This is a genomic window from Rhizobium sp. BK008, from assembly GCF_014197345.1.
Lineage (GTDB): Bacteria > Pseudomonadota > Alphaproteobacteria > Rhizobiales > Rhizobiaceae > Rhizobium > Rhizobium anhuiense.
Map to the genome: position 1 here is coordinate 2190394 of NZ_JACIFK010000001.1, position 12751 is coordinate 2203144.

At 62.7% G+C, this 12751-nt stretch carries 14 protein-coding genes; 7 read left to right on the forward strand and 7 right to left on the reverse strand.

Going from position 1 to position 12751, the window contains the following annotated elements:
* Positions 1–4: 4 nt before the first annotated feature.
* Both pdxA and rsmA read left to right on the forward strand, forming a co-directional pair.
* Positions 5–1033 carry a 4-hydroxythreonine-4-phosphate dehydrogenase PdxA gene (gene pdxA / locus FHT69_RS10750; protein WP_183905314.1) on the forward strand — a complete coding sequence of 343 codons (1029 nt, stop codon included), beginning with the start codon at positions 5–7 and terminating at the stop codon, positions 1031–1033.
* The gene (gene rsmA, locus FHT69_RS10755; RefSeq protein ID WP_028756977.1) at positions 1033–1887 is read left to right on the forward strand and encodes a 16S rRNA (adenine(1518)-N(6)/adenine(1519)-N(6))-dimethyltransferase RsmA; all 855 of its coding nucleotides are present in this window, start codon (positions 1033–1035) and stop codon (positions 1885–1887) included. Before pdxA ends, rsmA begins: the two co-directional genes overlap by 1 nt.
* A gap of 98 nt (positions 1888–1985) precedes the next feature.
* Here the strand turns inward: rsmA and gmk are convergent, their stop codons facing one another.
* The 7 genes from gmk to fabD all read right to left on the reverse strand — a co-directional run bounded on the left by gmk (position 1986) and on the right by fabD (position 8570).
* Positions 1986–2648: a guanylate kinase gene (gene gmk / locus FHT69_RS10760; RefSeq protein WP_028756976.1), complete on the reverse strand. Its 663-nt coding sequence runs from the start codon at positions 2646–2648 to the stop codon at positions 1986–1988.
* A gap of 3 nt (positions 2649–2651) precedes the next feature.
* Positions 2652–3539, reverse strand: coding sequence for a YicC/YloC family endoribonuclease (locus FHT69_RS10765; protein WP_028756975.1), 888 nt, complete (start codon positions 3537–3539; stop codon positions 2652–2654).
* An 18-nt stretch (positions 3540–3557) separates the two neighbouring features.
* The gene (gene mltG / locus FHT69_RS10770; RefSeq protein WP_028756974.1) at positions 3558–4796 is read right to left on the reverse strand and encodes an endolytic transglycosylase MltG; all 1239 of its coding nucleotides are present in this window, start codon (positions 4794–4796) and stop codon (positions 3558–3560) included.
* Positions 4797–4978: 182 nt separating this feature from the next.
* A complete protein-coding gene (fabF, locus tag FHT69_RS10775) occupies positions 4979–6241 on the reverse strand; it encodes a beta-ketoacyl-ACP synthase II (protein ID WP_028756973.1) in 1263 nt (420 codons plus the stop codon).
* A gap of 93 nt (positions 6242–6334) precedes the next feature.
* Positions 6335–6571, reverse strand: coding sequence for an acyl carrier protein (locus FHT69_RS10780; protein ID WP_003547058.1), 237 nt, complete (start codon positions 6569–6571; stop codon positions 6335–6337).
* Between the two features lie 286 nt (positions 6572–6857).
* Positions 6858–7595 (reverse strand): 3-oxoacyl-[acyl-carrier-protein] reductase, encoded by a 738-nt coding sequence (gene fabG / locus FHT69_RS10785; protein WP_028756972.1) that lies wholly within the window; start codon positions 7593–7595, stop codon positions 6858–6860.
* Positions 7596–7625: 30 nt separating this feature from the next.
* Entirely contained in the window at positions 7626–8570 is a 945-nt protein-coding gene (gene fabD / locus FHT69_RS10790; RefSeq protein WP_097595056.1) for an ACP S-malonyltransferase, read from the reverse strand.
* A 201-nt stretch (positions 8571–8771) separates the two neighbouring features.
* Between fabD and FHT69_RS10795 the strand changes: the two genes are divergently transcribed.
* The 5 genes from FHT69_RS10795 (at position 8772) to rplI (ending at position 12596) form a co-directional block, all read left to right on the forward strand.
* Entirely contained in the window at positions 8772–9815 is a 1044-nt protein-coding gene (locus FHT69_RS10795; RefSeq protein ID WP_183905315.1) for an aldo/keto reductase, read from the forward strand.
* Between the two features lie 306 nt (positions 9816–10121).
* Entirely contained in the window at positions 10122–10589 is a 468-nt protein-coding gene (gene rpsF / locus FHT69_RS10800) for a 30S ribosomal protein S6 (protein WP_003547040.1), read from the forward strand.
* Positions 10590–10603: 14 nt separating this feature from the next.
* The gene (gene rpsR, locus FHT69_RS10805; RefSeq protein WP_003547038.1) at positions 10604–10852 is read left to right on the forward strand and encodes a 30S ribosomal protein S18; all 249 of its coding nucleotides are present in this window, start codon (positions 10604–10606) and stop codon (positions 10850–10852) included.
* A 156-nt stretch (positions 10853–11008) separates the two neighbouring features.
* Positions 11009–11995, forward strand: coding sequence for a DUF2232 domain-containing protein (locus FHT69_RS10810; protein WP_183905316.1), 987 nt, complete (start codon positions 11009–11011; stop codon positions 11993–11995).
* Positions 11996–12017: 22 nt separating this feature from the next.
* Positions 12018–12596, forward strand: a complete 579-nt coding sequence (gene rplI, locus FHT69_RS10815) for a 50S ribosomal protein L9 (RefSeq protein ID WP_028756952.1) — start codon at positions 12018–12020, stop codon at positions 12594–12596.
* The last annotated feature ends 155 nt before the right edge of the window (positions 12597–12751 follow it).

The window sequence follows — 12751 nt, forward strand, 5'->3', positions numbered from 1 at the left end:
GACGATGGCGACACCGTTTTCGCGACCGCTTGCGCTGAGCCAGGGCGACCCCGCCGGCATCGGGCCGGATATTACGCTGATGGCGTGGCTGCGGCGGCGCGAACTCGGGCTGCCGCCTTTCTTCCTGATCGGCGATCCTGATGTTCTGGCGCTGAGAGCCCGCCAGCTCAATCTGGCGGTTTCGATCCGCGAGACGGACACGGCCAGCGAGGCTGCCGGCCTATTTGCCGACGCGCTGCCGGTCATGACCGTACCGGCCGGCATCGAAGTGGTGGCCGGCGAGCCGCATGCGGCTACGGCGAAGGGCACGATCGCATCGATCGAGAAAGCCGTGTCGCTCGTCATCAGCGGCGAGGCGCTCGCGGTCGTGACCAACCCGATCGCCAAGGCCGTGCTCTACGAGGCGGGTTTCCGGTTTCCCGGCCATACCGAATTTCTCGCCGATCTCGCCGCCAGGGCGACGGGCCGGCCGGTGACGCCTGTCATGATGCTGTCCGGTCCGAAACTGCGGGCCATTCCCGTCACTATCCACATTCCAGTCCGGGACGTGCCGCAGGCGCTGACCGGCGAACTGATTGTGGAAACCTGCCGGGTCGCCCATGAAGACCTCAGGCACCGCTTCGGCATCGAGGCGCCGCGGCTCGCCGTTGCCGGCCTCAACCCGCATGCGGGCGAAGGCGGGACGATGGGCCGGGAGGACGAGGACATTATCCGTCCGGCGATCGAGCGCCTGCGCGACGAGGGCATCGATGCGATCGGCCCCCTGCCCGCCGATACGATGTTCCATGACGAGGCGCGGGCGCGTTACGACGTCGCCGTCTGCATGTATCACGATCAGGCGCTGATCCCGGCCAAGGCACTCGGTTTCGACGACAGCGTCAACGTGACGCTCGGGCTTCCCTTCGTGCGCACCTCGCCGGATCACGGCACCGCTTTCGGCATCGCCGGCAAGGGACTGGCGCGCGAGCAGAGCCTCATTGCCGCGCTGAAGCTCGCCGCCCAGCATGGCCGCAGCGCCGAAAGCCGCCGCTGATGGCTGCACTCGACGGTCTGCCACCGCTTCGTGACGTCATCCAACGCCACGGCCTCGATGCGCGCAAGGCGCTCGGGCAGAACTTCCTGCTCGATCTCAACCTCACCCAGAAGATCGCCCGCACGGCGGGGACGCTCGACGAGGCAACCGTCATCGAGGTCGGCCCCGGCCCCGGCGGGTTGACCCGCGCGATCCTGGCGCTCGGCGCCAGGAAGGTTATCGCCATCGAGCGGGATACACGCTGCCTGCCGGCGCTCGCCGAGATCGCCGATCATTATCCCGGCCGGCTCGAGGTGATCGAAGGCGACGCGCTGAAGACGGATTTCGAGACATTGGCGCCGGAAGGCCCGATCAAGATCATCGCCAACCTGCCCTACAACGTCGGCACGCAGCTTTTGGTCAATTGGCTGCTGCCGAAAGCCTGGCCGCCGTTCTGGCAGTCGCTGACGCTGATGTTTCAGAAGGAAGTCGGCGAGCGTATCGTCGCTGGCGAAGACGATGATCACTACGGCCGTCTCGGCGTGCTCTGCGGCTGGCGGACAGAGGCCCGCATGGCTTTCGACGTGCCGCCGCAAGCCTTCACACCGCCGCCGAAGGTGACGTCGACGGTCGTGCATCTCACACCCCGCGAAAATCCCATCCCCTGCGCTGTCGCCGATCTGGAAAAGGTGACGCAGGCCGCCTTCGGGCAGCGCCGCAAGATGCTGCGCCAAAGCCTGAAACCGCTCGGCGGTGAGCGCCTGCTCATCAAGGCCGGGATCGATCCGGCGCGGCGAGCCGAGACCCTTTCCGTCGAAGAGTTCTGCCTGTTGGCGAACAGCCTTCAAAGCTCGGCGAAAAGCCAGCCGTTCTAGAGCATTTCCGTTTTTCTTCGAATCACGAAAATGCTCTATCTCTTTGTTTTCACGCAATTCCGGACGCAAAACCGCTGTGCACTTTTGCTGGAATTGCTCTAAAGCGACGGCGTTTCTTCCAGCAGTCCGCGGACGAAGTCGAACATGCCATGGCGGCGGTCGCGGCGCAGGCGTTCGGCCTTGACGATCGACTGAACGGCGTCGAAGGCGGTGTCGAGGTCGTCGTTTACGATGACATAGTCATATTCGCGCCAGTGGGCGATCTCGGCGCGGCTGTTGGCGAGGCGCGTCTGGATGACCTCTTCGGAATCCTCGGCGCGGCGATGCAGCCGCGACTGCAGTTCGGTCATGGTCGGCGGCAGCACAAAGATCGAGACGACGTCGGCCGACATTTTCTCCTGCAATTGCTGGGCGCCCTGCCAGTCGATATCGAAGAGCATGTCGCGGCCTTCGGCCATGGCCTGCTCCACCGGCTCGCGCGGCGTGCCATAGAAATTGCCGTGCACCTCGGCCCATTCGAGCAGCGCATCGCTGTCACGCAGCCGCTCGAACTCACGCACGCTCTTGAAGTGGTAATGCACGCCCTCAACCTCGCTCGGGCGGCGCGGGCGCGTGGTAACGCTGACGGAAAGGCCGATATTCTTGTCGATCCCCAGCAGCGTGCGCGCGATGGTGGACTTGCCGGCGCCCGACGGCGACGAAATGACAAGCATCAGACCGCGGCGGGCGATCTGCACGGGCGAAGTTTTCGCCGGTTTCATGTCTTACTCCAAATTCTGGACCTGCTCGCGGAACTGGTCGATCACGACTTTCAGCTCGATGCCGGCAGCGGTGACCGCCGAGGCATTCGACTTCGAGCAGATGGTATTCGATTCGCGGTTAAATTCCTGTGCAAGGAAGTCCAACCGGCGCCCTGCAGGGCCACCTTTCACCAGAAGATCGCGCGCGGCGGCGATATGGGCCTTCAGACGATCGATTTCCTCGCGCAGATCGGCCTTGGTCGCCAGCAGCGCGGCTTCGGCATGCAGCCTGTCGCGGTCGAGCGCGGCCATGCCGTCCATCAGCAAGGCGACCTGCCCGGCAAGCCGCGCAGCGATCTCCTGCGGCGAGCGCGACGGATCGGCCTCGATCGTCCGTGCCAGGCCATCGATCGTCGCGACATGGTCGAGAAGAATGCGGGTCAGCGCCGCCCCTTCCTGTTCGCGCATCGCCCTCAGATCGGCAAGCGCGGCCAACAGACCGGCAGCGATATCGGCGTCACGGGCGGCAAGCGCCTCCTCGCCATCCTCGCCTTCGCGGAATTCCACGATGCCGCGCACCAGGAGCAGCGTATCGAGCTTCAGCGGCGACGGATCGATCACCCCGTCCAATTGCTCGCGCATGGCCAGCACGGCGGCGAGCGCCTCCCTGTTCAGCACCGCCTCGAAGCGGTTCTCGTCGGCGGTGACGGATAGGGATGCCTGCAGGTTGCCGCGGCTGAAGCTTTCGCCGGCGAGGCGGCGGACCTCCGCCTCCATGCGTTCGAGGCCGGGCGGCAGGCGCAGGCGCAGATCAAGGCCCTTGCCGTTGACCGAGCGCAGTTCCCATGCCCAGCGCCAGCGGCCGCTCGTTCCCTCGCGCCGCGCAAAACCGGTCATGGACTGCAAAGCCATGCGAACCTCCCGAAGGTATCAGTTGATCTTCTTTTTCTTCGGCGGCACGACGGTCGCGCCACTATCCGCCGGCTGCTCTTCCGGCTGGCCGTCGACTGCGATGTTCGGATCCGAACCCTTGTCGGCTTCGAGCTTGCGCCAGCGCTTGACGTTGGCGTTGTGCTCCTCGAGCGTGGCGGCAAAGACATGGCCGCCGGTGCCGTCGGCAACGAAATAGAGATCCTGCGTCTTCCAGGGATTGGCGACGGCTTCGAGCGCATCCTTGCCGGGATTGGCGATCGGCGTCGGCGGCAGCCCCTTGATGACATAGGTATTGTATGGCGTGTCCCGCTTCAGGTCCGACTGGTAGATCGGCCGGTCGGCCGGTTTACCCTCGCCGCCGAAGAGACCGTAGATGATCGTCGGATCGGATTGCAGGCGCATGCCCTTGCCGAGCCGGTTCAGGAAAACGGAGGCGACATGGGCACGCTCGTCGGGAACGCCGGTTTCCTTTTCGACGATCGAGGCGAGCGTCACGAACTCCTCCTTGGATCGCAGCGGCAGCGAGGAGTCGCGCTTGTCCCAGATCTGATCGACGAGCTTCTGCTGCGCAGCCGCCATCTGGTCGATGATTTCCGAGCGTTTGGTGCCGCGCGAGAATTTGTAGGTATCCGGACGCAGGCTGCCCTCGGTCGGCAGGGCGGCCGGCAAGTCGCCTTCCAGCACAGTATCCTGCAGCATGCGGTCAAACATCTGGCGGACCGTCAGGCCCTCCGGGAAGGAAACGGAATAGAGAATGGACTTGCCCGATTTCAGAAGCTCCATGATATCGCTCATGGAAGCCCTCGCCTTGATCTCGTATTCACCCGCTTTCAGGCTCTCACCGGCAGAAAGATGCGTTGCCGTGAGATAGCGGAAGATGCGGGCATCGCTGATGATCGCATTGCGCTCGAGGTTCGAGGCGATTTCGGCCAGACCAGCGCCGTTGCGGACGATGAAATTGGTGTTGGTCTGCAGCGGACCGGGGTTTCGATAGGTCGATGTGGCATAGTAGAAGCCGATGACGGCGACGACGCAGACCAGAACCGCCATGGTCATGATGAAGTTCAGGAAAAGAACCACCTGTCCGCGGGCTTTCTTGGACCGCTTCGGCGGCTCCGGAACGCGCTCCGGACGCAGGGCTTCGCTCGGCGACTTCGGGATGATCGGTCCCTTCTGTGCCTGCCGGTCGTTCTCGCCCTGCGGGGTATCGTTGCTCTGGTTCGTCGTATCGCTCACCGGCAATCCTCTAAAACTTGACCCTCACTTCGCTATTTCGCGAAGCAATGCGGCAAAAGCAGGTTCTGCCGCCGTTCAACGGCGCCGCTGCCGGTCGTTATGCTCCCGCACGTCCCGCTACGCAACGTAGGGAACGGCCGCCCTGCGGCGCAAGGGACACCCGTTACGCCGCGTAGAGGCCCTTATTGTGCGTAGCGGCGCAGCACGAGCGACGCGTTCGTGCCGCCGAATCCGAACGAATTGGACAGCGCCACATTGATTTCTCGCTCGCGCGCCTTGTGCGGCACAAGATCGATCGCCGTCTCACGTTCGGGATTGTCGAGATTGAGCGTCGGCGGCGCGATATTGTCGCGGATGGCGAGCGTGGTGAAGATCGCCTCGATGGCGCCGGCAGCACCGAGAAGGTGCCCTGTCGCCGACTTGGTCGAGGACATCGAGATCTTCGACGCCGCATTGCCGACCAGCCGTTCGACGGCGCCGAGTTCGATCGTATCGGCCATGGTGGAAGTACCGTGGGCGTTGATGTAATCGATATCGGCCGGCGTCAGCCCGGCCCTCTTCAGCGCCATCGCCATGCAACGGCCGGCGCCCTCGCCGTCCTCGGACGGCGCGGTGATGTGATAGGCATCGCCCGACAGGCCGTAGCCGACGACTTCGGCGTAGATCCTGGCGCCGCGCGCCTTGGCGTGTTCCAGTTCCTCGAGCACGACGATGCCGGCGCCCTCGCCCATGACGAAGCCGTCGCGGTCGCGGTCGTAGGGGCGCGAAGCCTTTTGCGGGTCGTCATTGTGCTGGGTCGACAGCGCCTTGCAGGCGGCGAAGCCGGCAAGCGAAATGCGGCTGACCGGGGATTCCGTGCCGCCGGCGACCATGACGTCGGCGTCACCCAGCGCGATCAGCCGAGCGGCATCGCCGATCGCATGCGCGCCCGTCGAGCAGGCGGTGACGACCGAATGATTGGGGCCGCGCAGCTTGTGGCGGATCGAGACCTGGCCGGAGACGAGGTTGATCAGGCGGCCGGGAATGAAGAAGGGAGAAATGCGGCGCGGGCCCTTGTCGCGCAGGGTGTAACCCGCCTCGACGATGCCTTCGATGCCGCCGATGCCGGAGCCGATCAGCACGCCGGTGGCGATCTGGTCCTCATCGGTTTCGGGGTGCCAGCCGGCATCGGCAAGCGCCATGTCGGCGGCGGCCATGCCGAAGATGATGAAGGGATCGACCTTGCGCTGTTCTTTCGGCTCCATCCACTGATCGACATTGAATGTGCCGTCGGTGCCGTCACCGACTGGGATACGGCAGGCGATCTTGGCGGGAAGGTCGTCGACTTCGAATTCGGTGACGAGGCGGGCGCCGTTCTGGCCGGCAAGCAGCCGGGACCACGTCACCTCTGTTCCGCATCCCAAGGGTGATACCATGCCGGTACCGGTGATGACGACACGTCTCATCGCGTGCTTCCCCCCGTCTCTTATGTTCTATGGAGAAATATGCCGAAAAGAAAAGGGCGGACTCCAGGCCCGCCCTTTCTCAAATGCACAGGATCAGGCCTGGGCCTTCTCAATAAACTTCACGGCATCGCCGACCGTCAGGATCGAGTCGGCAGCGTCGTCAGGAATTTCAACGCCGAATTCTTCTTCGAAAGCCATGACAAGTTCGACCGTGTCGAGCGAGTCAGCGCCCAGATCGTCGATAAAGCTGGCGCTCTCGACGACCTTGTCGGCATCGACGCCAAGATGATCAATAACAATTTTCTTTACGCGTTCTGCGATATCGCTCATGTCGGTTTCCTCGACCTTATGTCCTGATCGGAATGCCATTGCGGCACCCTTACCCTGTTTCAGCCTGCGATGTTTTCAGACATCCTCGGCAAACTCGTTTACCCGGCTTCAGAGATGTCCCAGGCTTGCAAAAAGCCCGCCGGTCCGTCTGCTTTCTCGGGACGACTGTTCACAGTCATGGCCCGCTTAACATGCTTTATGTCTGCCGCAAAGCCAGAAAATCAACGGTTCGTGATTGCTCAACATGCTATTGGCGGAATTATACCCATGCCAACAGTTTGTCGTTTCAGATCATCGCCATGCCGCCGTTTACGTGCAGCGTCTGGCCCGTCATGTAAGCAGCCTCGGAGGAGGCAAGATAAGCGACCGCCGAAGCGACCTCGCCGCCCGTACCCATGCGCTTCATCGGGATCGCTCCCATGATCGCTTCCTTCTGCTTGTCGTTCAGCTTGCCGGTCATGGCGCTCTCGATAAAACCGGGCGCCACGCAGTTGACCGTCACGTTGCGGGTGGCAATTTCCTGCGCCAGCGACTTGGTGAAGCCGATCATGCCAGCCTTGGAGGCGCAGTAATTGGCCTGGCCCGGATTGCCGGTGACGCCGACGACCGATGTGATGTTGATGATGCGGCCATAGCGGCGACGCATCATCGGATGCGTCAATTCGCGCGTCAGGCGGAAGGTCGACGTCAGGTTGACTTCGAGCACGCTGTCCCAGTCCTCGTCGCTCATGCGCACGAACAAGCCGTCGCGGGTGATGCCGGCATTGTTGACGAGAATGTCGACGCCTTCGAGGTCGGCCTCGGCCTTCTGGCCGAGCGCCTTGACCTCATCGCGGTCGGAGAGGTTGGCCGGGAAGATCTTGACGCGCTCGCCGAGTTCGGCGGCCAGCGCTTCCAGCTTCTCGACGCGGGTGCCGTGGAGGCCGACGATAGCGCCCTGCTTATGAAGAAGGCGGGCGATTTCCTCGCCGATACCACCCGATGCGCCGGTGACGAGAGCCTTGCGGCCGGAAAGATCGAACATGGAAACGTTCCTTATATCTGGAGATACCAATCAGGCCATGAGGGCGGCGACGGCCGCGTCGATATCCGCCGGACCGTTGACGGAGATGCCGTTGATCGTTTTGTCGATGCGACGGGCAAGGCCGGTCAGCACCTTGCCGGAACCGAGTTCATAAAGCGTCGTGACGCCATTTCCGGCGAACCATTCCACCGTCTCGCGCCAGCGGACCTGGCCGGTGACCTGCTCGACCAGGAGGCCGGCGATCTCGTCGGCGCCGGTCACGGGGGCGGCACGCACATTGGCAATGAGGGGCACGACCGGATCGGATTTCGAAACCGTTGCCAGTGCTTCGCGCATGGCGTCGGCGGCCGGCGCCATCAGCGTCGAATGGAAGGGAGCGGAGACCGGCAGCAGAATGGCACGCTTGGCGCCCTTGTCGGTCGCAAGGCCGGCGGCCTTTTCGACGGCGGCCTTCTCACCAGAGATGACGATCTGGCCGCCGCCATTGTCGTTGGCGATCTGGCAGGCGCCGACGGCAGCCGCTGCCTCGCAGACGGCAACGACGTCGGCGTGTTCGAGGCCGATGATCGCGGCCATGGCGCCGACGCCGACGGGGACGGCCGCCTGCATGGCATTGCCGCGGATGCGCAAAAGCCGCGCAGTATCGGCGAGCGAGAAAGTGCCGGCGGCGCAAAGTGCCGAATATTCGCCGAGCGAGTGGCCGGCGACATAGGCGACCTTGGACTTCAGATCCAGCCCCTTGGCTTCAAGAACGCGGACGACGGCGATCGAGACGGCCATCAGCGCCGGCTGGGCGTTCGCCGTCAAGGTCAACGTATCCTCGGGACCATTGAACATGACGTCCGAAAGCTTTTCACCGAGTGCCTCGTCGACCTCGTCGAAGACGGCGCGGGCTTCGGCAAAATTCTCGGCGAGATCCTTGCCCATGCCGACGGCCTGACTGCCCTGGCCGGGAAAAGTGAAAGCGATGGTCATTTTCATGTCCCTGATTGCGCCCCTTGAGGCTGTTTTGCCTCCAATTGACATTCTTTCCGGCAGAGTCAAGTGGCGGCCCCTTCTGCGCAAAGCCTTTCGCACGCGCGCAAAAGCCCGGTTTTTGCTCTTGCGCTCCGCCAAATCCAGCCTAGATTTGCGCGGACCCTCCCAAGGCTTTCACCTCTCTTCCAAGGTTTTTCCATGAAGTACAATTCACTAGGCCGCACCGAGATTTCCGTTTCAGAGATCTGCCTTGGCACGATGACCTGGGGTTCGCAGAACAGCGAATCCGACGCGCATGCGCAGATGGACTACGCCGTCGAAAAAGGCGTCAATTTCTTCGACACGGCCGAGCTTTATCCGACCACGCCGGTTTCGGCCGAAACGCAGGGCTGGACCGAAGACTATATCGGCAGCTGGTTCGAAAAGACCGGCAAGCGCGGGGATATCGTGCTCGCCACCAAGGTTGCAGGCCGCGGCCGCGACTATATTCGCGGCGGCCAAGGCGCCGATGCAAAGAATATCCGACTGGCGCTCGAGGCCAGCCTGGCGCGGCTGAAGACCGATTACGTCGATCTCTACCAGGTCCACTGGCCGAACCGCGGCCATTTCCATTTCCGCCAGAACTGGAGCTACAATCCCTTCAACCAGGATCGCGACAAGGCCGTCGCCAACATGCTCGACATCCTGGAAACGCTCGGCGCGCTGGTGCAGGAAGGCAAGATCCGCGCGATCGGCCTTTCCAACGAAACCACCTGGGGCATACAGAAATATCTGACGCTTTCCGAACAGAAGAGCTTGCCGCGCGTTGCCAGCGTCCAGAACGAATATAACCTGCTCTACCGTCATTTCGATCTCGACCTCGCCGAACTCTCGCATCACGAGGATGTCGGGCTGCTCGCCTATTCGCCGCTTGCCGGCGGCATCCTGTCCGGCAAATATGTAGATGGCGGCAGGCCGAAGGGTTCGCGCGGTTCGATCAACCCCGATATCGGCGGTCGCCTGCAGCCGTTGCAGGAACCGGCGACCAAAGCCTACCTGCAGATCGCCGCAACCTTCGGCCTCGACCCGGCGGCCATGGCGCTCGCCTTCTGCCGATCAAGGCCGTTCATGGCCTCGGTCATCATCGGCGCAACCTCGATGGAGCAGCTGAAAGTCGATATCGGCGCGGCCGAACTGACGCTCTCTCATGAAGTCCTGGCGGAGATCGCCAAGGTGCACCGCCAGTATCCGCTGACGCTTTGATCATCTTGCCGTAACGCCCCCCGACGCCGACCATCGGTTTGCGTCGGGTCCGATTGCACTTGCCTTTGCCCAAAAAATCCGTATAAGCCGCCCTGTTCGTTAACCCGGTCTTCTGGCTGGTGGCTGAACGGAGGGCCGGTTTCTTTTTGGAAATCGTTCGGAACGGAAGCGTTCCAGCCTCCCGTGTCTCCGCTCTCGACCGTCTCGGAAACGCTTTCTTGCCTGGGCCCGCCCAATCAGGAGCAGTCGTTGAGGCTTAGCCGCCGAATATCGGGTTGAACCAAACGCAAGAAAGGCAAAGCTGTCATGGCTCTTTATGAACATGTATTCCTTGCCCGGCAGGATATTTCCGCTCAGCAGGTCGATGCCCTCGTAGAACAGTACAAGGGTGTGATCGAAGCAAACGGCGGTAAAGTCGGGCGTATCGAGAATTGGGGCCTCAAGTCCCTCACCTACCGCATCAAGAAGAACCGCAAGGCGCACTACGCCCTGATGGACATCGATGCACCGGCTGCTGCCGTCCAGGAAATGGAACGTCAGATGCGCATCAGCGAAGACGTTCTTCGCTACATGACGATCGCCGTCGAGAAGCATGAAGAAGGTCCGTCTGCCATGATGCAGAAGCGCGACCGTGACGACCGTCCGCGTGAAGGCGGCCGTGGCCCGCGTGAAGGCGGCTTCGGTGATCGCGACCGTGGCCCGCGTCCGCCGCGTGAAGGTGGCTTCGGCGACCGTGACGACCGTCCGCGCCGTCCGCGCGAAGACCGTGTATAAGGGAGATCCGAGATATGTCTGAAACTTCCTCCGCTCCGGTCCGCCGCCCGTTCCATCGCCGCCGCAAGACCTGCCCGTTCTCCGGCGCCAACGCGCCGCGGATCGACTACAAGGACGTACGCCTGCTGCAGCGCTACATTTCCGAGCGCGGCAAGATCGTTCCGTCCCGCATCACGGCGGTTTCCCAGAAGAAGCAGCGCGAACTCGCCCAGGCGATCAAGCGCGCCCGTTTCCTCGGCCTGCTGCCCTACGTCGTCGCCTGATCGGCCGACACCAATACCATTGAGGGAAGGCATTCGTGCCTTCCCTTCTCCCTTTCGCGATGGGCGCGGATCGGAACTCTTAAAACCCATGTTGAGACGTTTCTGAATTCGATTCAGCAACATCCTCTAACTGCTTGATGAAGCAGGACAGCGACCTTGAAACGACTAAACATTAGAACGCTGCTGATCGGCGCACTCGCCGGATTGACCGCCGCCCTGCTGGTGCTGGGCGCGAGCATGCAGCCGTCGTTTTTCAGCGCGCTTCTCTACACGGCTTCAGCGCTGCCGATTCTGATCGTCGGGCTCGGATGGGGCAATGCCGCGGCGATCTCGGCCGTCACCACCGCTGCCGCACTCGGCGCGATCTTGATCTCGCCTTCCTTCGCGCTGATCATGACGCTGGTGACGCTTCTGCCGGCCGGCTGGCTGAGCCATCTCGCCAATCTCGCGCGTCCCGCCTCCGAACTCGGTGGCCCCGACCACCTGCTTGCCTGGTATCCACTCTCCGATATCCTGCTGCATCTCTGCGGCCTGGTGACGCTTGCGGTCATCGTCATCGGCGTGATCATCGGCTACGGGCCTGAGATCACCGATCCGATCGTCGACCTGCTGATCACCTCGCTCAAACAGCAGCAACCGGAATTCATGCCCGATCCGGCCGCGACCGCGCAGACCAAATCGCTGATCCTGCTGATGCTGCCGGCTTTGCAGGGCGGCATGTGGGTCTCCATGCTGTTTGCCGCCTATTATTTTGCGGTGCGCATCGTCTCAGCCTCCGGCCGCGGCCTTCGCCCGCGCGAGGACATTCCCTCGTCGCTGCGCATGAACCGCAACTCGATCTTCATCTTCCTGGCCGGGCTTGCCGCCTGCTTCTTCGGCGGCGTTCCGGCGCTGGTCGGCGCGACCGTGGTCGGCACCTTCGGCGCCGGTTTCATGCTCTCCGGTTTCGCCTCGCTGCATTTCCGCACGCGCGGCAAGGACTGGCGCATGCCGGCCCTCATCCTTAGCTACCTGGCTTCGATGCTCATGCTGCTGCCAGCTCTCCTCATCCTCGTCCTTGGTCTCAGCGATACGCGCAAGGCGATCGCGCTGACCCCGACGAAAGATGCTGATGCCCCCAAACAACCCGATACGAAAATCTGAGACACAAGAAAGGAAAAAGAAAATGGAAGTCATTCTTCTCGAACGCATCTCCAAGCTCGGCCAGATGGGCGAAACCGTCAAGGTTCGCGACGGCTTTGCCCGTAACTACCTGCTGCCGCTCGGCAAGGCGCTGCGCGCCAACGCCGCCAACAAGACCCGCTTCGAAGCCGAGCGTGCGACGCTCGAAGCCCGCAACCTCGAGCGCAAGTCGGAAGCCCAGAAGGTCGCCGACGTTCTCGACGGCAAGTCCTTCATCGTCGTGCGTTCCGCCGGCGAAACCGGCCAGCTCTACGGTTCGGTCGCTGCCCGTGACGTCGTCGAGATCCTCGCCGCCGAAGGCTTCAACATCGGCCGCAACCAGGTTCACCTCAACACGCCGATCAAGTCGATCGGCCTGCACAAGGTTGAGCTGCAGCTGCATGCCGAAGTCGAAATCCACGTCGAGCTCAACGTTGCCCGTTCTGCCGAAGAGGCAGAGCGCCAGGCCAAGGGTGAAGAGCTCACCTCGGTCGACGCGATCTACGGTGTCGACGAAGACGCATTGCGTCCGGAAGACTTCTTCGATCCGGAAGCCGACGGCGTCGACGAAGACGAAGCATAATTTTCGTCGGAGCGATCCACGAGAGAGAAAGCCCGGCCATCGCGCCGGGCTTTTTCGTTTACACACCTTCGACAGACCGTTTTCCACCCCTTCGACAGGCGCGGCCGATCGGGGTCGCTTTTTTAAGGGGATTTCCCGGATGTTTTTGCTGCGCG

What these genes read in the sequence shown, in the direction of transcription:
- FHT69_RS10780 (WP_003547058.1), bottom strand. Translation starts at nt 6,571, where the DNA reads ATGAGCGATATCGCAGAACGCGTAAAGAAAATTGTTATTGATCATCTT.
- fabD (WP_097595056.1), bottom strand. Translation starts at nt 8,570, where the DNA reads ATGACCATCGCTTTCACTTTTCCCGGCCAGGGCAGTCAGGCCGTCGGC.
- rpsR (WP_003547038.1), top strand. Translation starts at nt 10,604, where the DNA reads ATGTCTGAAACTTCCTCCGCTCCGGTCCGCCGCCCGTTCCATCGCCGC.
- fabG (WP_028756972.1), bottom strand. Translation starts at nt 7,595, where the DNA reads ATGTTCGATCTTTCCGGCCGCAAGGCTCTCGTCACCGGCGCATCGGGT.
- rplI (WP_028756952.1), top strand. Translation starts at nt 12,018, where the DNA reads ATGGAAGTCATTCTTCTCGAACGCATCTCCAAGCTCGGCCAGATGGGC.
- FHT69_RS10765 (WP_028756975.1), bottom strand. Translation starts at nt 3,539, where the DNA reads ATGGCTTTGCAGTCCATGACCGGTTTTGCGCGGCGCGAGGGAACGAGC.
- FHT69_RS10795 (WP_183905315.1), top strand. Translation starts at nt 8,772, where the DNA reads ATGAAGTACAATTCACTAGGCCGCACCGAGATTTCCGTTTCAGAGATC.
- rsmA (WP_028756977.1), top strand. Translation starts at nt 1,033, where the DNA reads ATGGCTGCACTCGACGGTCTGCCACCGCTTCGTGACGTCATCCAACGC.
- pdxA (WP_183905314.1), top strand. Translation starts at nt 5, where the DNA reads ATGGCGACACCGTTTTCGCGACCGCTTGCGCTGAGCCAGGGCGACCCC.
- fabF (WP_028756973.1), bottom strand. Translation starts at nt 6,241, where the DNA reads ATGAGACGTGTCGTCATCACCGGTACCGGCATGGTATCACCCTTGGGA.
- rpsF (WP_003547040.1), top strand. Translation starts at nt 10,122, where the DNA reads ATGGCTCTTTATGAACATGTATTCCTTGCCCGGCAGGATATTTCCGCT.
- gmk (WP_028756976.1), bottom strand. Translation starts at nt 2,648, where the DNA reads ATGAAACCGGCGAAAACTTCGCCCGTGCAGATCGCCCGCCGCGGTCTG.